The sequence below is a fragment of the Bradyrhizobium sp. USDA 10063 genome (assembly GCF_054063735.1).
Genome location: NZ_JBSSGP010000002.1, coordinates 5458747 through 5477664, shown reverse-complemented (window position 1 = coordinate 5477664; position 18918 = coordinate 5458747). Strand labels below are relative to the sequence as shown.

Below are 18918 nucleotides of genomic sequence, written 5' to 3'. Positions count from 1 at the left end.
GCGTTGTACGGCTTGGCAATCCATGAGCGTCACAGTTGCGGACCGGACAGTCTCATCTCGCGCTCTGCCCTGAAGACATTGCCGTAGAGGTTTGCGATCCATTGGCGGCCGCTTGATGTGACGTTCAGGTATCGAATGGCCGTCGATATCTGCGGCGCGACCGTATTCCAGTAGAATTGCGGATACTTGTAGACGACATCGGCGGGGGTATCGTAGCCGAGCTGCTTGTTCATCCCGGTCTCTTCGAACTCGTAGAAGAGAGCATTGGCCTTCCTTAAGTAATTGGGGTCGCCGAGCTGGCCGATCAGGTCGGCGGCGCGCAGCAATAGACCCTCTTCATTGTTCAGATCGTCGTCCGATGATGAGGGCGCGTAGGGAAATCGCGTGTATTCGATCGCGCGCGCCATCCGGTTCGCGTCAACGTGCTCGGCAGTATCGAAACGTTCCAGCGCAAACAGTTTGGATCGGTCCACGTGATAGGGCGCAAGCGCCGCGTCGGACGCGCCGCGCGGAAGCCGGATGGTCGCGCCGGTGACATCGGCGACATAGACGTCGTCCCCGTCTCCTTGAAGGACGCCGCGGACATAGCCGATGTCGTGGAACAGGCAGGCCAGGATGAAGTTCGAATAATCCTCGGCCGTCGTCGGCCGCGACAGGGCGCGCCCCATCAGGATGTCATGGCCGGTCAGGGTGACCAGCATCGAGTGTTCGATGTTGTGATAAAGCGCATCGCTGTTGCCGATGCATTCAAGCGCCAGTCGCGCCGCATATGGCAGGAGCTCGTTGAGGTAACCGTAAGACGAGCCAAACCGTCCGGTGGTCTCGGAGGCGAGAAAGGCACCGAGCGCCTGCGCGGTGAGATGTGGAATGGTGAGCATGTTGCTGCTCGCTCAGTCGCGACTGATTGAAGGATAGCACAGTCCGTTCGAGCCGTCTTCAGGCGGCGTGTCGAAAATGGTATGGATCGGGGTGCTGGAAACGCTTGGGGGCGCGCCCGTTGACCCGGATCAAATACAGTGGACTTGTCGTTTCCTTCGCACTTTTCGTGTGCGCCGCACACGAGGCGAAGGCCGTCCCGCTTACGCCGTTTCGCTATCAATCCCAGGCCCAGCGGCATTGCCCTGATGATTCCGTGGTTTGGCTCGATTTCCGGCGCGCGCGCTATTACCTGAAAGGGCAGAAACGTTACGGACGGGGTTATACCGGAAGCTTTGTGTGCAGGAGCGAAGCCCGCGCCAGCGGCTACCGGCGCTCGCTTCTCGGGTTGAGGTAGCGCTGCGCCCGGTCGCACGCGATGGATGTGTACCGGGTGCCAGCTCGCCCCATAGGACCGCTGCAGCCGCCGGACATCCCGGCTGCGGTCATGTGACGTTCAGGAAGTGTCGTGACAATGTTGAGTGCGGCCATGCCGCCCGACGACCGTGTGTCCAGCGAGTGCGCCCGCGATGTCGGAGCGAAGAGAAGTGTCGATGAAGATGGCTTTGAGCATTGTCCTGCTGGTCGTGACCACTTCGGGCGCTGGCGCGCAATACCTCGGCAACTATTCCGCCAACCCATATGCCCCGAACTCGACGGGGAACGCATACGGTGCTGGCAGTCCATACAATCCAAACGGCGTCAACAATCCGTACGGGCGATATGGCAGCGGTCATAGCAACAGCTCCGCGAATAATCCGTACGCGACCGATGCTCCCAAGCTGTATGACAGCGAGGGAAACTATCGTGGGCGCTTAAGTAGCAATCCGTACGATCCGGATTCGATTTCAAACCCATACGGCCGCTATGGAAGCCGTTTCTCTCCCGATAGCGTCAACAATCCCTTTGGTGCTGGAAATCCGTACGCGCCGGACAGCCCGACGAACCCATATGGGCAAGGCTTCTCCATTCAAGGAGCCGATGACGATTGAGGGGCAAGCGCCGCTCGAATGCCGCCGCGCGCGACGTTGATCGCGGCCAATCCGCTATCTCGGTCGGCAAATCTATGGTGAGTCTTGTTTCTGCGCAGGTTCTGGCGATCTACGCCACTTATCGAATTTGTTGGCGCACCCGACACGATTCGAACGTGTGACCTTTGCCTTCGGAGGGCAACGCTCTATCCAGCTGAGCTACGGGTGCCTAGCCGTTCATTTAGCCGATTGGTCCCCTGTCGGCAACGGCCTTGAGGTGATTGTCGGGCCGAGCGCAGGCTGTAAACTGGCGGTAGAAATCGCGCGAAAAGCGCCGTCTGCCCAAGGAGAATTGTCATGCGCCCGCTGGAATTTGGCTGGTATTTGCCGACGCATGGCGACACCACGGCCTATGGGCTGATGGAAGCCCAGGTGGGGGGCTCGCCGGAACTCTGCGAGCGGGTGGTGCAGGCCGCCGAAGCGGCGGGCTTTGAATATCTGCTGATCCCGGTCGGCTCGGCGTGCTGGGAGGCCTGGATCACGGGCGCCTTCATGGCAGCGCGGTCGTCGAAGATCAAGCCGTTGATCGCGGCGCGTCCCAGCTACATCAATCCGGTGCTGCTTGCCAAGATGATCTCGACCTTCGACCAGATGTCGGGCGGGCGCATCTGCATCAACCTGATCGCAGGCCAGAACGAAAGCGAGGTCGAAGCCGAGGGTGTCCGTTACGCCAAGGAAGAGCGTTACGCGCTGATGGACGAGGAGGTCTCGATCCTGAAGGCGCTGTGGACTACGCGCGGGCCGGTGCATTTCAATGGCAGGTTCCACACGCTGTCGGGTGCGCATATCCGGCCGCGGCCGCTGCAGCAGCCGTTCCCGAAATTCTATCTCGGCGGCGGCTCGCGGCAGGCGTGGGAATTATCGGCGAAACACTCCGATGTGCATCTGTTCTGGGGCGACCTGCCGGAACGTATCGCGCAGAACATCGCCGAGATCAGGGCGCTGGCGCGCGGTCATGGCCGCGAGCAGGCGATCGGCTTCGGCATGCGGCTGCAGATGATCTGCCGCGAGAACGAAGCGGATGCGTGGGAGGCGGCCGACCGCCTGGTGCGTCACGCCACCGAACGGCAGAGACAGGAGATGAAGACGCTCTACAATAATTCAGTCGCCAACCAACGGGTGCAGCAGCTTGCGCGCGAGCACGGCGATCTCCTGCTGCCGCATCTGTGGACCGGCATCACCAAGGTCCGGCCCGGCGCCGGCATTGCCGTGGTCGGCAATCCCGTCCAATGCGCCGACATGCTGCAGCAATTCATCGATGCCGGCTGCCATTCCTTCTGCCTGTCCGGCTATCTGCATGACGAAGAGGCCGAGCGTTTTGGACGCCTGATCCGCCCGATCCTGGCCGAAAACAACCGCGGCCGCCTAGAGGCTCGGTTCTGATCGAATCAGAACGATCAAGCAGGTACGATCGTCTTGCCGATCGGCCATAGCGCGATGCCGGCAAGCTTGAGATGGGCCCAGGCGAAGGGCAGGCCGATGATGGTGACCGCCCAGATGATCGCCGTGAGCAGGTGACCGAGCGCAAGCCACCAGCCCGCGAGTACGAACCAGATCAGATTGCCGATCAGCCCGAGCGCGCCGGTCCCGACGTCGCTCTCGCCGGTGATTTCGTCGCGGCGCACCGCCCGCGAGCCGAACGGCAGCAGGGTATAGACGGCGATGTTGAAGGCCGCGCGCGCCCAGGGCAGGCCGATGATCGTGATCGCCATGATGATCGCAGCGACAAGCCAGCCAAACGCCATCCACGCGCCGCCGATCAGGATCCAGAGCACATTGAGGAGGATGGAGAGAGGAGACATGGGTTCACTCGACGTTGCCTTGTGGCCAGATTGCCTCGTGGCCGGGCTCGGACCCGATATTTGTACGCCATCCTCGTCGCGCAAGATAGCCGCCCGATCGGCGATCGCGCCATTCTAGGCGAAGGCCCGTGCCGTCGTCTGGTCCATGTCGAGCAATCGCCTGATCTCCGATGCCGGCTTCGGTGCGCTGAACAGGAAGCCCTGCATCTGCGTGCAGCCCAGTTCGCGCAGCAATTTCCGCTGCTGTTCGGTTTCGACGCCTTCGGCCGCGGTGGTCATGTTGCGCGACGCGGCGATATTCACCACCGCCTGCACGATGGCCGAGGAACCGTCGACCTCGATATCGCTGACGAAGCAGCGGTCGATCTTGATCTTGTCGAACGGAAACCGTTTCAGATAGCTCAAGGATGAGTAGCCGGTGCCGAAATCGTCGAGCGCGATGCGCACGCCAATGGCGCGGAGCTGGTGCAGGATCGCCAGCGCGGCTTCATCGTCCCTGATAAGCACCGCCTCCGTGATCTCGATCTCCAGCCGACCGGGCGCGAGGCCGGAGGCGGTGAGCGCGCTTGTGATCCGCAACGCCAGCGTTTCGCATTTCAATTGGACCGGCGAGACGTTGACGGCGAGCCGGATGTGAGATGGCCAGGCGGCCGCTTCCGTGCAGGCCGTGCGCAGCACCCAGTCGCCGAGCTCGTTGATCAGGCCGGTATCTTCCGCCACCGGAATGAACTCGGCGGGGGAGACCATGCCACGCTCCGGATGGCGCCAGCGCAACAGCGCCTCGCAGCCGGCCACCTGATTGGTCCTCAAGTCCAAGAGCGGCTGGTAATGGATCTCGAAACCGCCGTCCACCATGGCTTGCCGCAGGTCCTGCTCCATGGTGAGGCGGGCCTGGGCGCTTTCATCCATCGCCGGCTCGAAGAAGCGGTGCGTCCGGCGTCCACCCGCTTTGGCGGCATACATCGCCAGATCCGCATGCTTGATCAATTGGTCCAGCTCCGTGCCGTCCTGCGGCGCCAGCGCGATGCCAATGCTGGCGTCGGTGGAGAGATGATGGCCGAGACAGTCGCAGGGCTGTCGGATCGCGCCATGGATCCGCGTCACGAAGTCCGCGACGTCACCGGTCGCGTCAACGGCGGTCTGGATCACCGCGAATTCGTCGCCGCCAAGCCGGGCGATCAAGTCACCAGGTTTGAGGCACGCCTTGATTCGTGCGGCCACCGTCTTCAGCAATTCGTCGCCGACATGATGGCCGAGCGAGTCGTTGATGGCCTTGAACTCGTCGATATCGATGTAAAGCAATGCGAACTGTTCGTCATGCTTTGCCCTTTCGAGCTCGCGCGCGATCTGCGCGCGGAACAGCACGCGGTTCGGCAGGTCGGTCAGCGCATCATAATGCGCCAGATAGGTGATCCTTTCGTTCGCGCGCTTGCGCTCGGTCACGTCCTCGACGACGTTGATGATATAACGCGTCGTGCCGGCCTGATCGCGTATCCCGATGCGCTTCGAGGTGATGTAGCGCTCGCCCTTCGCCTGGGTCTTCCAGAGGTGTTCGTCCTTGTAGAGGCCGTCGGCGGACTGCAGCAGTCTTTCGTCGTCCGAGGTGACAATTCGGGCGGAGGCGGCCGGAAACACATCGAAGGCGGTCTTGCCGATGATCAGGTCACGTGAGATGCCGAACTGCTCCTCGGCAACCCGGTTGACCAGCAGATAGCGCCGGTTCTGCGCATCCTTGACGGTGATCTGCGAGGGGATGTGATCGATGATCTCGCGCAGGAACGCGTAGTTCCGATCGCGCTCCTGCTCCAGCCTGCAGCGCTCGGTGATGTCCTCGACCGTTGTGATCCACCCGCCGTGCCTGAGCGGCGTGCTGATGCCCGAGAACCAGCGGCCATCCGCGCAGCCTGTCAGGCGGCGATCGACTCGACCCTGCGCGATACTGTTCATGACCGAGGTGCAGAATTCGTCGACATCACCATCGAACAATCCCTGCGCCTGGCGGTGCCGCATCAAATCACGGAAATGGCATCCCGGCTTCACGACGTCGGTCGAGAGCCGGAATATGTCGAGGTAGCGACGGTTGAAGGCGACGATGCGCCCCTCGGCGTCGTACTGCACCAGCCCCTGGATCATGTTGTTCAGCGCAGTATCGAGTCGGTGCCGCTCAGCCTTGAGCCGCTGCCGCGCCTGGCGGTTCTGCTTGTTGATCTTGCGGATGATCAGGAACAGCACACCTGCGACCACGAGGGCGGCGAGCGCCGCGGCGGCGACCAGGAATTTGGTCTGCGCGCGCCAGTCGGCAAGCGCCGCGTCGATCGAATTGGTTGCGACGACGACCGCCGGGAAATGGCTCAGCCGCGCCGCCGAGCCCAGCCGCTTCATTCCATCGACCGGGCTAACGACGCGCAGGGTATGCTGGCCTCCTTCCGCCAGCACCTTTCGCATCAGCGGGGCGGAGGCGAAATTCCGCCCGATCATCTCATCGATGCGTGGGTGGCGTGCGAGCAAGGTCCCGTCGGCGTGAAACAGGCCGATGGTCGCGCTCGCGCCTGGGGCTATGGACGCAAAGAACTTCTCATAGTTTGCGGGATCGATGCGTCGCGTCATGATCCCGAGAAAGATTCCGTTGGATCCGGTCAGGCGATGCGCGATCACGGTATTCAGATTGCCGGTGACATAGCTGTGGACCGCTTCGGCGAGAACGGGCTCCGTCGCCGGATTGGATTTGAAGCTCTTGAAGTAGGCGCGCTCGGATATGTCGAGCTTCGGCGCCGGCAGCGGTCCGGACCAGGTGATGATGCGCCCGTCGGTGTCGAACAGCGAGACGTCACCGAGATAGGACAGGCCCTTCGATTTCAGCACATGATGCACTTCAGCGGTCGACATCCGCTCCTTGAACGCTTCCGGCGAGGCAAGCTCCGGGATCCGCAATTGCAAGACCAGGTCGGAGGCGACCGCCGCGGAGTCTTCGAACTGCTGGTCGAAGTGGCGCGTCAGCATCAGCACCGTGTTTTCCAGTTCGCGCTCGCTGTTGTGGAGGGCGCGCTCACGGAATTGGCCGACCATCAGGATGGTGCCGGCAAAGATCGCGGCCACCAGCAATCCGCCGCACAGCGTCAGCCACAGCACCGGGCCACGGATCGTCGCGGCCAAGTGGCGGCGGAATATTTTCGCGCGAACAATGACCCTATGGATGTGCTTTGAAGGATTGCGCATTCCCGAATTCCCGGGAGGCAGACATACAACGCAAAATTGCCCAACCGGTTAGGAAATCCGGTTACTCAACGCTTAATACGTGCCTTGCAATATATCCTCGCAATGGTTGCGGCAGCTCCCGCCCTCAGCGCCGATACCTGCTGGTGCGGGTGTAAGCCGGACGTGACTCCTGCACCGCCCGGCTCGCGAGGCTGGCCCGCGATTCGCTTGTCAGCGGCATCGACGGCTTGAGGTCGTCCAGGAAAATCGGTTTCGAGAAGTAGTAGCCCTGGGCGTAGCGGATCTTGGTCGCGGCCTGCAGGTAGGCCAGCTCCTCGTAGGATTCGATGCCTTCCGCGATCACCGTCATGCCGAGCGCCTCGCTCAAGGATTCGATCGCGCGCAGGATGCCCTGGCTGCGCGGCCGCTTATGGATGTCGGTGATGAAGGAGCGGTCGATCTTGATCTCGTCGGCGGTGATGTCGGCGAGCGCCGACAGCGATGAATAGCCGATGCCGAAATCGTCTATCGAGATCCCGACGCCGATCCCGCGCAGTATCGGCAGGATCTCCTCCTGGAAATGCGATTTGGTGACGAAGGCGTCTTCCGTCACCTCGATCATGAAGCGCTTCGGAAATCCGGTCTCTTCGAGCGCGCGAGCGAACGGGCGCATGAATTCGGGATTGGCGGCCTGCTTGGCCGCGACATTGATGCTGATGGAAGCGTCGGGACCGAAGGTCTCGTTGATCAGGTCGATCGACTTCACGATTTCCGCCAGCACCAGATGGGTCAGCTCGTCGATCAGCCCGAGCTCGACGGCGAGGTTGACGAAGGTGCCGGGCGCCTGGATCACGCCTTCATTGTCGCGCAGCCGCACCAGCGCCTCGATGCCCCTGACCTCCTGTGTCCTGAGATCGACCTTGGCCTGGAAAGCGCAGCAGAAGCGCTTCTCCAGGATCGCAAGCCGCAGCGACTGCTCGATCTTCATCCGCGCCATGGCCTCGACTTCCATGCTGGCGTCGAAGAAGGCCGCAGCACCCTTGCCGCCGTTCTTGACCCGGTACATCGCGATGTCGGCGTTCTGGCGCAGCTCGTCGTAGCTTCGGCCGTGCTCGGGATAAAGGCTGACGCCGATCGAGGTGGAGGCGAAGATTTCCGACTGGTCGATGAAGAACGGCGCCTTCAATCGCTGCAGCATGAATTCGATGTAGTCGGCGACCTCCTGCGCGGTCTGGACCGGATTGAGCAGCAGCAGGAATTCGTCGCCAGAGATGCGCGACAGGATGTCGGTCTCGCGCAGGGACATGCCGAGCCGCCGGGTCATCTCCACCAGCAGCGCGTCGCCGATGGCGTGGCCGTAGTAGTCGTTGATGTGCTTGAAATTGTCGATGTCGAGGAAAGCGAGCGCGAAATGATTGTCTGCCTCGTTACGGTGCAACAGGCTGTTGACGCGGTGCTCGATCACGCGGCGCGTCGGCAGGCCGGTCAGCTCGTCATAATAGGCGGAACGGAATAGCTGGTCCTCGAACGCCTTCTGCTCGGTGATGTCGGCCGAGGTCGACAGCAAGAGATTGCGGTCGGCGATCCGCACCGGCCGATGCGCGGTGAGGAACACCTGCCTGGTCGCGCCGGAAGCAACCGCTTCCTCCAGCACGGCGGAGCGGCCGCTGCGTAGCAATTCGAGACAGGTCTCGCGGCGCTCGTCCAGTTGCGAGACCATTGCATCGCTTGCCAGTCGGAAGCGCGTCGCGGCGGCATCGTTAACGACAAGGAAGTTGCCCTGCTCGTCCTGGACCGTGACACCCGCAGGCAGCAGCCTGACGACATCACGCAGAATCCGCAATTCGGAATGGAGTTCGCTCTCATTCGTGGCCACGGCCGTGGCCATCTGAAAGTCGTGTTTTGTGGGACTGTGCATGCGCGCGAACTTGGCAAAGTCCCTTGTAGTTTTGGTTAAGTGGAACTGAGAAAAACCACGACATCTGTGTCGATAGGAGATTTCAACAGGCGCCGCCTCAATCGTCATTAACAGAGCGTCAACTCGATCATCGAGTGCTTGCGGCTGTCTTTCGTTTCGCCTTCGCTTCGCAGCAGGGCGCGAAAAGCGCGCTCAAGCCGTCGGAATCCGGCACTGCATAGTGCAGTGAACACCGGTCTTGAGATAGCTGACGTCGGCCTTGCCGTCGAATGGCCTCAGCGCCGATTTCAGCAGCCTGGTGCCGAAGCCTGGCTCGCCGATATTTTCCACGGCCGGTCCCTCGGTCTCGTCCCAGGTGATGGTGAGGCGATCATCCGACACTGACCATGATACCTGCAGGAAGCCGCGCGCGGAGGAGAACGCGCCATACTTGCCGGCGTTGGTGGCGAGCTCATGAAAGATCAAGGCGAGGCTCACAGCCAGTTTGGCCGGCAAGAACAGGCGATCGCCGTTCAGGTTGAACCGGACATGGCCGTAGGGACCCAGCTCGGAGATCAGCAGGTCCTTGATATCGCATCCGTTGCCGTCGACCTTTGCGATCAGGTCGTCGGTCGCCGACAGTGCGCGGATGCGATGATCGATGCGGCTCCAGATCTGCGGCTGGTCCTGCAGCGCCTGGTGCAGCACGGCGTGAATGGTTGAGGACTTATTCTTCAGCCGGTGCTGCAGCTCGTCGACCACCAGCTTGCGGTAGTCCTGTTCGCCGATCAGGCGTTTGGCGATCCTCTGCTGCTCGGCGACGATCGAGCGGTAGTGCTCGACGCCCCAGATCGTGAGGCCGCACACCACCCAGAACATCAAAAGCAGCGTAATCCGCATCGGATCGGTGACCGTGCTGCCGAAATTGAGGGCGAGGCCGAGCAGGCCGCTTGCAAGCGCGGTCAGGATTCCGATGCGCAAGCCGCCGAAGGCACCGGCGAAGAACACCGCCGGAAAATACGGCGTGAAGAACACGTCGGGACGGAGCTGGGACAGGCCCCAGCGCACCGCCGTCGCCAGCGCCAGGCAGATGATCGCAAAGCCGATGCCGAGCGCGAGCGACGGCGGGGCGTCCCCGCGCCAGCCGCACCTGAACTCGTCGATCAGTCTCTTCATGGCTTTGTCACTTCAGGTGATCAGCGAATCCAAAATAAGGCCGAACCGACGGGTAAGCCGCCATTTGTGGCCGGCAGAGGGCCGCAGACCACAGCCGGCGCCGTTGTGCACCGAACAGTCCGCTTGCCTTGTTCCGCCTGTGGCAGGAATATCCCAGTCCATCGAATTCGACTGACAACTTAAGAGGGTAACGACATGGGACGGTTGGACGGCAAGGTCACGGTGATCACGGGTGCCACGAGCGGGATCGGCCTGCGTACGGCGGAGGTTTTCGTCGCCGAGGGCGCAAAGGTCGTCATCGCCGGGCGCCGCATCGCCGAAGGCGAAGCCTTGGCCAGGGCGCTCGGCGCCAACTGCATCTTCCGCCAGACCGACGTTACCGTGGAAGAGCAGATGAAGGCGCTGATCGCGCTGACACTGGAAAAATTCGGTAAGGTCGACTGCCTCTTCAACAATGCCGGCGGTCCGGCACAAACCGGTGGCATCGAGGGATTGGAGGTCGACCGTTTCGATGCCGCGATGGCAACGCTGGTACGCAGCGTCATGCTCGGCATGAAGCATGTCGCGCCGCACATGAAGAAGCAGGGCTCCGGCAGCATCATCAACAATGGCAGCATCGCCGGACGGCTTGCCGGATTCTCCTCCTCGGTGGTTTATGGCGCAGCAAAGGCCGCGGTGATCCATCTGACCAAATGCGTAGCGATGGAGCTCGGCGAGTCCGGCATCCGCGTCAACTCGATCTCGCCCGGCGCGATCGCGACCGGCATCTTCGGCAAGGCGCTGGGATTGTCGACCGACGCCGCGGAGAAGACACCGGCGGTGATGCGCGAGGTCTACAAGACCGCCCAGCCGATCCCGCGCGCCGGCCTGCCCGACGATATCGCCCATGCCGCCGTTTTCCTCGCCAGCGACGAATCCTCCTTCATCAACGGCCACGACCTCGTCGTCGACGGCGCCATCACCGGCGGCCGCAACTGGACCCAGCAGCAGCAGGGCTACGTCGAGCTCCGCAAGGCTTTCGACCAGGGCGCGGGGTAATCGCATGTGGCGGTGGGCCTGCTGTTCGACCCTCATCCTGAGGAGCGCGTCGTCGCACGTCTCGAAGGATGAGGCCCCGATCTCGCCCGCCGCCCATTGCTCGACACGTCGCTTGCGCGGACTGAACGGGTGACCGAACGGGGCAAGCACCGCCATTTCAGTTTCGATTTTCTATGCCATCGCGATCTCAGGTGAAAGGCCGGTCGAGCTGCGCCGGGGGCCGACTCGATTGGCCCAAGCCCTGTCATTTCTTTTTTGGTGTCAGCCAGTCCTCGTCTTCCAAGGGTGGCGCCTGCTTCTGCTGTTCCAGGATTTTCCTGTACTCCTCGGGGATCACCTGACTGCGGGATGCCTCGTGCAGCGTATGCGGGAACCAGGTCGCGATGCCGGGAAAGGCGATCATCAGCCCAACGCAGATCACCTGCAGAATCATGAACTGGAACATGCCGGCGTAGATCGTTGCAAGGCTCCAGCCCTTGACCACCTGCTTGAGATAGTATGCCGACATGGCGACCGGCGGCGACAGGAAGGCGGTCTGCAGCACCACCGCAACCAATGCTCCGAACCAAATGAGGTCGATGCCCATGCCTTTCACGACGGGATAGAAGATAGGCAGAAACACCAGGATGATGGCTGGCCACTCAAACGGCCAACCCAGCAGGAAGATGAGCAACAGCACCACGATCAGCATGAAGCCGGGCGGCAACTGGAGGCCGAGCATTGTCTCGGTAATCCAGTTCGCCGAGCCGAGGCGGGCGAACACGGCGCCGAAAATGTTCGACGTGACCGCCAGCAGCAGGACCATGCTCGACGTCGCCATCGTCGAGATCAGCGCTCGTTGCAGTCGGCCGAGCGACAGCTTGCCATATGCGGCGGCCAGGATCAGCGCACCGACGCTGCCGATGCCGGCGGCCTCCGTCGGCGTCGCAAGACCGCCGATGATCGAGCCGAGCGTTGCCGTGATGAGTCCGACCAGCGGCAGCGTGCCAACGGTCACCTCGTACGCCATCTGTCCTGCCGAGTAGACACGCTCCTGTTTCGGCACCGGCGGTCCAAGTTTGGGATTCATGTAGGCGCGGCCCATCAGATAGGCGATGTAGATGCCGGCCAGCAGGAAGCCAGGGCCGAACGCGGCGGCATAGAGATCTGCGACCGACACGCCGAGCACCGGCCCCATCACGATCAGCATTACCGACGGGGGAATGAGAATGCCGAGCGTGCCGCCCGCCGTGATGGTGCCTGCCGAAAGCTTCGCGTCGTAGCCCGACTTTGTCATGATCGGCGAGGCCATGATGCCAAGAACGGTGACGGCCGCGCCGACGATGCCGGTCGCCATCGCGAACACGGTCGAGGTCAGGATGACGACGAGGAAGAGTGCGCCGCGCAACGGCGCAAGCAGCATGCGGAATGCCGTAAAAAGGCGCTCCATCAGCCCCGCCTGCTCGGTGATGTAGCCCATGAAGATGAACAGCGGAACGGCGGCAAGGAGTTCTTCCTTCATCAGGCCGATGGTCTGGAAATAGGCAAGCTCGAAGACCGTCGCGCCGATGCCCACATACCCGAACGCAAAGGCGAGAAACAGCAGCGTGAACGAAATCGGCACGCCGATGAAAATCGCTCCGAGCAGCACCAGGAGCATGATGAGACCGATGAATGCTTCGGCGGTCATACCTCGACCTTCTCCTTATGCTCGAGCTCGACGCCGGTGCGCACCATGTAGATGCTCTTGAGCAGCTCGGACACGCCCTGGATCAGCAGCAACAGGCAGGCGAGCGGCACGACGAACTTGAACGGCCATAGCACCGGCCGCCACGGCGTCTGGTCCGAGGTCTCGTTGATCTGCCAGGCGTAGTGAAACTCATTCCAGCTAATCAGCAACAGCATGATCAGGCTCGGGAAGAAGAAGACGATATAGGAGATCGTATCGATCCAGCCCTTCCTGCGGGTGGAGAACTTCTCCCAGAAGAAGTCGGTGCGGATGTGAGCGCCCTTGTGCAGCGCGTAAGCGGCGCCGAGCATGAACAGCGAGCCGTAGAGCATGTAGGTTGCGTCGTAGGCCCATATGGTCGGCGCATTGAACAGGTAGCGCGCTCCGACCTCGTAGGCGACGGCCAGAACAAGCGGCACCGACAGCCACGAAATGATCGTGCCGGTTCGATCCGTGAAGCCGTCAATGATCCGGATCGTGGCCAGCAGCGCTGGCGGCGGCCTGTCTGTTATCTCAACCATCCCTCCCCCTACCACCGGCCGATCGCGCCTTGCGGCGTGACGCAGGCCGTCCGCGAGCGGATGGAGGGCGGCCGGTTCGGCCGCCCTCGGACGAAGTCCTATTTCTCGACCGGGAAGTAGTAGTTCGCCATGAAGGAGTATGGCGGGAAATAGGACCGCTTGTACGGCACCACAGCGCTGGCATAGGCCTTCTGCGAGTCGTGCACCTTCTTGAAGAACGGGTTCTTGGCGCTCTCGGCCGCCGCGATCTCGTCCCACTTCTTGATGAAGGTCAGCAAGATCTCGGTCGGCGTGCGCAGGACCTGTACGCCGTGCTTCTGCTGCATCTCAGTCAGCGCATCGGCGTTCTGGCGCTGCCACTTGGTCCACCAGACGAGGAATGTCTCGTTGGCCGCCGACTTGATGATCTCCTGGTGCTGCGGGCTGAGCTCCTTCCACACATCGCCGTTGATCACGATTTCGCCGACCGTCACGTTCTCATGCAAGCCGGGCGAATAATGGTACTTCCAGACGTTGTGGAATCCGAGCTGCATATCCTCGATGCCGCCGACCCATTCCGCACAATCGATCACGCCGCGCTGCGCGGAAGGAATGATCTCGCCACCCGGCATGTTGACCACTGTGAAGCCGAGCGCCTGCCACACTTCGCCGGCCATGCCGGTCTGGCGGCATTTCATGCCCTTCATGTCCTCGACCGTCTGGATCGGCTTCTTGAACCAGCCGAACGCCTGCGGCCCTGCTGGCAGGATGGGGAACACGACGAGGTTGAGCTTGAGCTCCTTCTGATAGAACTCGTTGTACAGCTCAAGGCCGCCGCCATGATAGAACCAGCCCATCACGTCCATGTAATCCATGCCGAACGTGCCGCCGGGACCGCCGGTGAACAGAATCGCGGTCTTGTTCTTGCCGGTCCAGTAGCCCGCCCACGCATGCGCGCCGTCGAGCACCTTCTTGTTGGTTGCGTCCAGCACCTCGAAGGCCGGCACAACCTGGCCGGCGGGCATCGTCTCGATCTTCAACGTGCCGGCCGATAGCTTGTTCACCCGCTCGGCGAAGTAAGTGAAGTTGTCATAGAGTGTGAGCGACGCCGGCCATGTGGCCTGCATCTTCAGCACCTTCGTCTGCGCCATGACTGCAGAGGTGGATCCGACAAACGCCGATGCCATCAGGGCAGCAGCGACCAGTCCCAGAAACAAGCGTTTCATGAGCCCTCTCCTCCCTTTGACGACGGGACCTTGGCGATCGTTTTACTTGGTTTTTTCTTGCCGCACCTGGTCTCGAAACCAAGTCTGCCACCAATGCCTCAAGTTGTCATCTTGCTTTCTGGCCGCAGCAAGCGCTGGCAGGCTGCTGCAGTGAGGCGCGCTTTGCGCGGAGGCGCGCCAACGGCTCTTGCCGCCGCTTATTGCACCGCGGTCGATCTTTCTGCTGACGTCAGCAGGCGTAGCGTGGAGAGAAAAGGCTTGGCCGATATGTCTGTGTCATCATCCGGCGCAGGGGTCCTTCGGTCGCTTTCGGAGCGAAGCGGACATTGACTCAGTCGCGCAGATAGAACCAAACTATGCGTGCACGCGTCAGTTGATCGCAAATTGCAAAGGCAAGGGAGAAGCAATATATGCCGAAAATCTCGCGTGGTTTGGCGCTGATGCTGGCCGTCCTTGGCTTGATCGCGACCGGCGCAACGGTCGGGCAGGCACAGACCAAACCGCACGTCACGAGTCTGGGGCCGGACTATCCGAAGACCGAAATCTTCATCGGCAATAGCTTCTTCTATTACAACAACAGCATGCACAGCCATGTGCTGGCGATGCAGCGCGCGGCCGATCCCGCCCACAAGCGGGAATATCGCGCGACGTCGGTGACGATCGGCGGCTCCGGCTTCGACTGGCATGACGTCGAGAGCTATTTCAGGCCGAAGGCTATCGCCAGCTACTCCTTCGACGACAGCAACAATGTCGTCTTCAACAAGCCAGGCAAGCTGTTCGACGTCGCCATCATGATGGATTGCAGCCAGTGCCCGATCCATCCCAAGCTGAAACCGGTGTTCACCGAATACGCCAAGAAGGACGCCGACATCGTTCGCGCCCATGGCGCGAAGCCCGTGTTCTTCATGTCCTGGGCCTATGCCGACAAGCCGGAGATGACGGCGCAACTCGCCGAGGCCTATACGACTGCCGGCAACGACAACGACGCGTTGGTGATCCCGGCGGGGCTCGCCTTCGCCCGCGCGCACCAGAAGCAACCTGAGTTGGTGCTACACGCGATCGACAGGCGGCACCCGAGCGTCGCCGGCACCTATCTCGCCTCCTGCGTCGTGTTCGCGGCGTTGACCGGAAAATCGCCGGTCGGCAACAGCTACCGCGCCGGACTCGATGAGCCCACCGCCAAATTCCTGCAGGAAGTCGCCTGGGAGACCGTGCAGGATTATTACGGGGACATAGGGTTCGGCCTACCTCGCCCCGCTTGCGGGGGAGGGTGTCTCCACGACTAACACTCTTTGAGTGGAGAGAGCCCTCACCCGGCGCCACGCCATAGCCGAAGCTCCGCTTCGGCGTTCTCTAAGAACGGCCGCCGAAGGCGGCCTACGCCTCTCCCGCAAGCGGGAGAGGTGAACGCGCCCTTCACGCCTTCCGCTTGGCGGCTTCCTGCAGATCAGGGGCGTTGACGGCGGGGATGGCGACACGGCCGGGCCCGGTCTTGGACAAGGCCGCGGCGGCCTTGTCGTTCTCCATGATCTTGGCCATTACGGCCTGACCGGCGCGTTCGAAGATTGCGCGGTTCTCGATCACGAATTTCTGCGACTTGCGCAGGCCGTCGATATAGCCGTTGATCTCGGGGATCACATAGCGCGCCACCATGTCCCAGCTTCGCCTGGTGTTTTCCGGATTGGCCCAGTCATGGACGAAGCCGACGATGGTGCCGACGCCGCCGGAGACCTGCATCAGGTTCTTGATCATCCTCACGAGGTCGTCGGGCGTGCCGATGGTGGAGGCGGCGCCCTCTACGAAGGCGGTCTTGTCGACGGCCTCGTCGGGCGAGGAGAACGCGGTCAGCCCGGGTCGCATCAGGGTGCCGACATTATATTCGTTGTGCCATCGCATCAGTCCGGCGCCGGCCTCGCGCCGCGCCTGTTCGCGCGTCTCGGCGATATGCCAGGACAACAGCACGCGCCAGTTCGAACGGCTCACGGTGGTGCCGGCCTTCTTGGCGGCGTCCTCGGCGAATTGCCATTGCTGCGGCAACGCCATCAGGCCCTGGGTCGACATCGAGCCGAGCGAGATGATGCCGATGCCGTATTTGCCGGCGAGCGTCATGCCCGAGGGCGAGATCTGCGAGGCGACCACGAACGGCATGTCCTCCTGCAAGGGCAGGATCTGCAACGCGGCATCGTTCATCACGAACCAGTCGCTCTTGGCGGTGACGCGCTCGCCATTGAACAGGCGGCGGATGATCGCGATCGCCTCGTCCTGGCGGTCGCGCTGGGTCATCGGGTCGATGCCGAGCGTGTGCGCGTCAGAGGCCAGCGCGCCGGGGCCGGAGCCGAAAATGGCGCGGCCGCCGGTCATATGGTCGAGCTGCACCATGCGCTGGGCAACGTTGAAGGGATGGTGATAGGGCAGCGAGATCACGCCGGTGCCGAGCTTGATCCGCTTGGTGCGCTCGCCGGCGGCGGCCAGAAACATCTCGGGCGAGGCGATCATCTCCCAGCCCGAGGAGTGATGCTCGCCGCACCAGAACTCGTCATAGCCGAGTTCGTCGAGTTGCTGGACGAAATCCAGGTCGCGGCGGAATTGCAGCATCGGATGCTCGCCGATCGGGTGATGCGGGGCGAGGAAGGCTCCGAATTTCAGGCGCGCCATTGGGGGTTCTCTCCGGGATTATTGTTGTCGTGAACGTTGCGCCAACCTACGGGCAGGGCAGGTCCGACGCAATGCTGCGAGCCCGCGGGGCCTGCATGGATGTTGCGCAGCAGGCGCGGCATGCCGCTGCCCGGAATTTGGCGCTCTCAATCGTAGGGTGGGCAAAGCGAAGCGTGCCCACCATCACGGACGGAGTGCGAGATGGTGGGCACGGCGCTTCGCGCCTTTGTCCACCCTACGATCTCCAAATCGAGATCAAAACCTACCTCGGAGGTAATCGCCGGAGTGACGCGAACGTGTAGCTTGCGTGGCCACAGGATTTTGAACGGAACCGCCCGCCATGCACCAGATCGTGACCATGCCAGTGGATTCCTCGCGGCGCTGGTGGGTCTTGGCGACGGTGGTCGCCGCGCAATTCATGTTCGGGGTCGATGCCTTCATCGTCAATGTCGCGATCCCGACCATGGCGGTGGAGCTGCATGCGAGCGCGGCCGAGATCGAAGCGGTCATCGCGATCTACCTGATCGGCTATGCGACGCTGGTCGTCACCGGCGGCCGGCTGGGCGACATCTACGGCACCAGGAACGTGTTCGTCGCCGGCGTCGCGGGCTTCAGCGCCGCGTCGCTGTGGTGCGGGCTCGCGCAATCCGGACCTGAGCTGATCATCGCGCGATTGGCGCAGGGCGCGACCGCCGCGCTGATGGTGCCGCAGGTGCTGGCGACGCTACATCTGTTGTTTGCCGATTCAGCGCGCGCCCGCGCCTTCGGCATCTACGGCATCGTGCTGGGGTTGGCGGGCGCCGCCGGCTTCCTGCTCGGCGGCGTCCTGGTCACGCTTGATCTTGCGGGCCTCGGTTGGCGCGCGGTGTTCTTCGTCAACGGGCCCTTCGGCATCGTCATCGTTGTCGCCGCGCTCAAAATCATGCCGACGGTGCCGCATCGCGCCGGCACGCGGCTCGATATTCCCGGCGCGGTCGTGCTGTTTGCTGGACTATTGTGCCTGATCGGACCGCTGCTGTTCGGTCACGACGTGAACTGGTCGCCCTGGGTGTGGCTGGTGATGGCGGGCGGCGTCGCGATCCTCGCCGCGTTCATCCGGCTCGAGCGTGCGATCGCGCGCCGTGGCGGCATGCCGCTGATCGATCTTGCGCTGCTGACTGACGTTGCCTTCATGCGCGGACTGGTCGCCGTGTTCTTTTTCTTCTTCGCCAATCTCTCGTTCTATCTGGTCATGACCATGTTCATGCAGAACGCGCGGCATATTCCGCCGCTTCAGGCCGGGCTCGTCTTCGTACCGCTCGCGCTGACCTTCGTGATCGCATCGCGCCATAGCGGGGCGCGGGCCAGGCATCGCGGCACGCTGGTGCTGATCGAAGGCTGTGCGCTGCAGATCGCAGGGCTCGGTGCGATTGCCGCGACCGCAGCATTGGTTGAAGCGCCTTCCGCGCTGTTGCTCGCGCTCGTGCTGATGATCTTCGGCTACGGACAGGGATTGGTGATGGCGCCGCTGTCGAGCGCAGTGCTCTCGACGGTGAAACCTGCGAGCGCAGGCGCGGGTTCCGGCACGTATGGTACCACGACGCAGATCGGCAATGCGGCCGGCGTGGCCGCAATCGGCGCCGTATTCTTCGCGATCGAAGCTGCAGGCTCAGCGCGGCTGGCGCTGCATGCGGCATGCGCATTGTTTGGGCTGTCGATCATCATTTGCGCCGCATTCCTGTCATGGATGCGGCGTGCAACATGATCACAAATTAATCCCGGGATCACGAATTTAC

The 18918-nt window shown here is 62.4% G+C and carries 15 protein-coding genes and 1 tRNA gene; 6 read left to right on the top strand and 10 right to left on the bottom strand.

Annotated elements, in window-relative coordinates; all coding sequences use genetic code 11:
• Positions 1 to 29 precede the first annotated feature (29 nt).
• Positions 30 to 878 (bottom strand): HD domain-containing protein, encoded by an 849-nt coding sequence (locus ACVJGD_RS28050; RefSeq protein WP_456637269.1) that lies wholly within the window; start codon positions 876 to 878, stop codon positions 30 to 32.
• 167 nt (positions 879 to 1045) lie between these two features.
• Here ACVJGD_RS28050 and ACVJGD_RS28045 point away from each other — a divergent pair, with 167 nt between their 5' ends.
• Together ACVJGD_RS28045 and ACVJGD_RS28040 are read left to right on the top strand one after the other, a co-directional pair.
• Positions 1046 to 1273, top strand: coding sequence for a hypothetical protein (locus ACVJGD_RS28045; RefSeq protein WP_456640399.1), 228 nt, complete (start codon positions 1046 to 1048; stop codon positions 1271 to 1273).
• A gap of 196 nt (positions 1274 to 1469) precedes the next feature.
• The gene (locus ACVJGD_RS28040) at positions 1470 to 1907 is read left to right on the top strand and encodes a hypothetical protein (protein WP_456637268.1); all 438 of its coding nucleotides are present in this window, start codon (positions 1470 to 1472) and stop codon (positions 1905 to 1907) included.
• Positions 1908 to 2038: 131 nt separating this feature from the next.
• Here ACVJGD_RS28040 and ACVJGD_RS28035 read toward each other — a convergent pair.
• A tRNA-Arg gene (locus tag ACVJGD_RS28035) sits at positions 2039 to 2115 on the bottom strand.
• A gap of 128 nt (positions 2116 to 2243) precedes the next feature.
• Between ACVJGD_RS28035 and ACVJGD_RS28030 the strand changes: the two genes are divergently transcribed.
• Complete coding sequence (locus tag ACVJGD_RS28030) at positions 2244 to 3329, top strand: LLM class flavin-dependent oxidoreductase (protein ID WP_456637267.1); 1086 nt, start codon at positions 2244 to 2246, stop codon at positions 3327 to 3329.
• A gap of 14 nt (positions 3330 to 3343) precedes the next feature.
• Here ACVJGD_RS28030 and ACVJGD_RS28025 read toward each other — a convergent pair whose 3' ends face one another.
• From ACVJGD_RS28025 to ACVJGD_RS28010, 4 genes are all read right to left on the bottom strand, one after another.
• The gene (locus ACVJGD_RS28025; protein WP_456637266.1) at positions 3344 to 3748 is read right to left on the bottom strand and encodes a YccF domain-containing protein; all 405 of its coding nucleotides are present in this window, start codon (positions 3746 to 3748) and stop codon (positions 3344 to 3346) included.
• Positions 3749 to 3862: 114 nt separating this feature from the next.
• Complete coding sequence (locus ACVJGD_RS28020) at positions 3863 to 6964, bottom strand: bifunctional diguanylate cyclase/phosphodiesterase (RefSeq protein ID WP_456637265.1); 3102 nt, start codon at positions 6962 to 6964, stop codon at positions 3863 to 3865.
• A 124-nt stretch (positions 6965 to 7088) separates the two neighbouring features.
• The gene (locus ACVJGD_RS28015) at positions 7089 to 8831 is read right to left on the bottom strand and encodes a putative bifunctional diguanylate cyclase/phosphodiesterase (protein ID WP_456637264.1); all 1743 of its coding nucleotides are present in this window, start codon (positions 8829 to 8831) and stop codon (positions 7089 to 7091) included.
• Between the two features lie 222 nt (positions 8832 to 9053).
• On the bottom strand, positions 9054 to 10016 hold the full coding sequence (locus ACVJGD_RS28010; RefSeq protein ID WP_456637263.1) for a sensor histidine kinase: 963 nt from the start codon (positions 10014 to 10016) through the stop codon (positions 9054 to 9056).
• 195 nt (positions 10017 to 10211) lie between these two features.
• Between ACVJGD_RS28010 and ACVJGD_RS28005 the strand changes: the two genes are divergently transcribed.
• Positions 10212 to 11054 carry an SDR family NAD(P)-dependent oxidoreductase gene (locus tag ACVJGD_RS28005; RefSeq protein ID WP_456637262.1) on the top strand — a complete coding sequence of 281 codons (843 nt, stop codon included), beginning with the start codon at positions 10212 to 10214 and terminating at the stop codon, positions 11052 to 11054.
• A 244-nt stretch (positions 11055 to 11298) separates the two neighbouring features.
• Here the strand turns inward: ACVJGD_RS28005 and ACVJGD_RS28000 are convergent, their stop codons facing one another.
• From ACVJGD_RS28000 to ACVJGD_RS27990, 3 genes are all read right to left on the bottom strand, one after another.
• Positions 11299 to 12723 carry a TRAP transporter large permease gene (locus ACVJGD_RS28000; protein WP_456637261.1) on the bottom strand — a complete coding sequence of 475 codons (1425 nt, stop codon included), beginning with the start codon at positions 12721 to 12723 and terminating at the stop codon, positions 11299 to 11301.
• Positions 12720 to 13283: a TRAP transporter small permease subunit gene (locus tag ACVJGD_RS27995; protein ID WP_456637260.1), complete on the bottom strand. Its 564-nt coding sequence runs from the start codon at positions 13281 to 13283 to the stop codon at positions 12720 to 12722. The genes ACVJGD_RS28000 and ACVJGD_RS27995 overlap by 4 nt, the downstream gene beginning before the upstream one ends.
• 98 nt (positions 13284 to 13381) lie before the next feature.
• Complete coding sequence (locus ACVJGD_RS27990; protein WP_456637259.1) at positions 13382 to 14488, bottom strand: TRAP transporter substrate-binding protein; 1107 nt, start codon at positions 14486 to 14488, stop codon at positions 13382 to 13384.
• A gap of 440 nt (positions 14489 to 14928) precedes the next feature.
• Between ACVJGD_RS27990 and ACVJGD_RS27985 the strand changes: the two genes are divergently transcribed.
• On the top strand, positions 14929 to 15774 hold the full coding sequence (locus tag ACVJGD_RS27985; protein WP_456640398.1) for a DUF4886 domain-containing protein: 846 nt from the start codon (positions 14929 to 14931) through the stop codon (positions 15772 to 15774).
• A 130-nt stretch (positions 15775 to 15904) separates the two neighbouring features.
• Here ACVJGD_RS27985 and ACVJGD_RS27980 read toward each other — a convergent pair whose 3' ends face one another.
• Complete coding sequence (locus ACVJGD_RS27980; protein WP_456637258.1) at positions 15905 to 17143, bottom strand: LLM class flavin-dependent oxidoreductase; 1239 nt, start codon at positions 17141 to 17143, stop codon at positions 15905 to 15907.
• A 340-nt stretch (positions 17144 to 17483) separates the two neighbouring features.
• Here ACVJGD_RS27980 and ACVJGD_RS27975 point away from each other — a divergent pair, with 340 nt between their 5' ends.
• Positions 17484 to 18887, top strand: a complete 1404-nt coding sequence (locus ACVJGD_RS27975; RefSeq protein ID WP_456637257.1) for an MFS transporter — start codon at positions 17484 to 17486, stop codon at positions 18885 to 18887.
• Positions 18888 to 18918: the final 31 nt, after the last annotated feature.

Coding starts and splice junctions, on each gene's coding strand:
- ACVJGD_RS28050 (WP_456637269.1), bottom strand. CDS start 878: ATGCTCACCATTCCACATCTCACCGCGCAGGCGCTCGGTGCCTTTCTC.
- ACVJGD_RS28040 (WP_456637268.1), top strand. CDS start 1,470: ATGAAGATGGCTTTGAGCATTGTCCTGCTGGTCGTGACCACTTCGGGC.
- ACVJGD_RS28030 (WP_456637267.1), top strand. CDS start 2,244: ATGCGCCCGCTGGAATTTGGCTGGTATTTGCCGACGCATGGCGACACC.
- ACVJGD_RS28025 (WP_456637266.1), bottom strand. CDS start 3,748: ATGTCTCCTCTCTCCATCCTCCTCAATGTGCTCTGGATCCTGATCGGC.
- ACVJGD_RS28020 (WP_456637265.1), bottom strand. CDS start 6,964: ATGCGCAATCCTTCAAAGCACATCCATAGGGTCATTGTTCGCGCGAAA.
- ACVJGD_RS28015 (WP_456637264.1), bottom strand. CDS start 8,831: ATGGCCACGGCCGTGGCCACGAATGAGAGCGAACTCCATTCCGAATTG.
- ACVJGD_RS28010 (WP_456637263.1), bottom strand. CDS start 10,016: ATGAAGAGACTGATCGACGAGTTCAGGTGCGGCTGGCGCGGGGACGCC.
- ACVJGD_RS28005 (WP_456637262.1), top strand. CDS start 10,212: ATGGGACGGTTGGACGGCAAGGTCACGGTGATCACGGGTGCCACGAGC.
- ACVJGD_RS28000 (WP_456637261.1), bottom strand. CDS start 12,723: ATGACCGCCGAAGCATTCATCGGTCTCATCATGCTCCTGGTGCTGCTC.
- ACVJGD_RS27995 (WP_456637260.1), bottom strand. CDS start 13,283: ATGGTTGAGATAACAGACAGGCCGCCGCCAGCGCTGCTGGCCACGATC.
- ACVJGD_RS27990 (WP_456637259.1), bottom strand. CDS start 14,488: ATGAAACGCTTGTTTCTGGGACTGGTCGCTGCTGCCCTGATGGCATCG.
- ACVJGD_RS27985 (WP_456640398.1), top strand. CDS start 14,929: ATGCTGGCCGTCCTTGGCTTGATCGCGACCGGCGCAACGGTCGGGCAG.
- ACVJGD_RS27980 (WP_456637258.1), bottom strand. CDS start 17,143: ATGGCGCGCCTGAAATTCGGAGCCTTCCTCGCCCCGCATCACCCGATC.
- ACVJGD_RS27975 (WP_456637257.1), top strand. CDS start 17,484: ATGCACCAGATCGTGACCATGCCAGTGGATTCCTCGCGGCGCTGGTGG.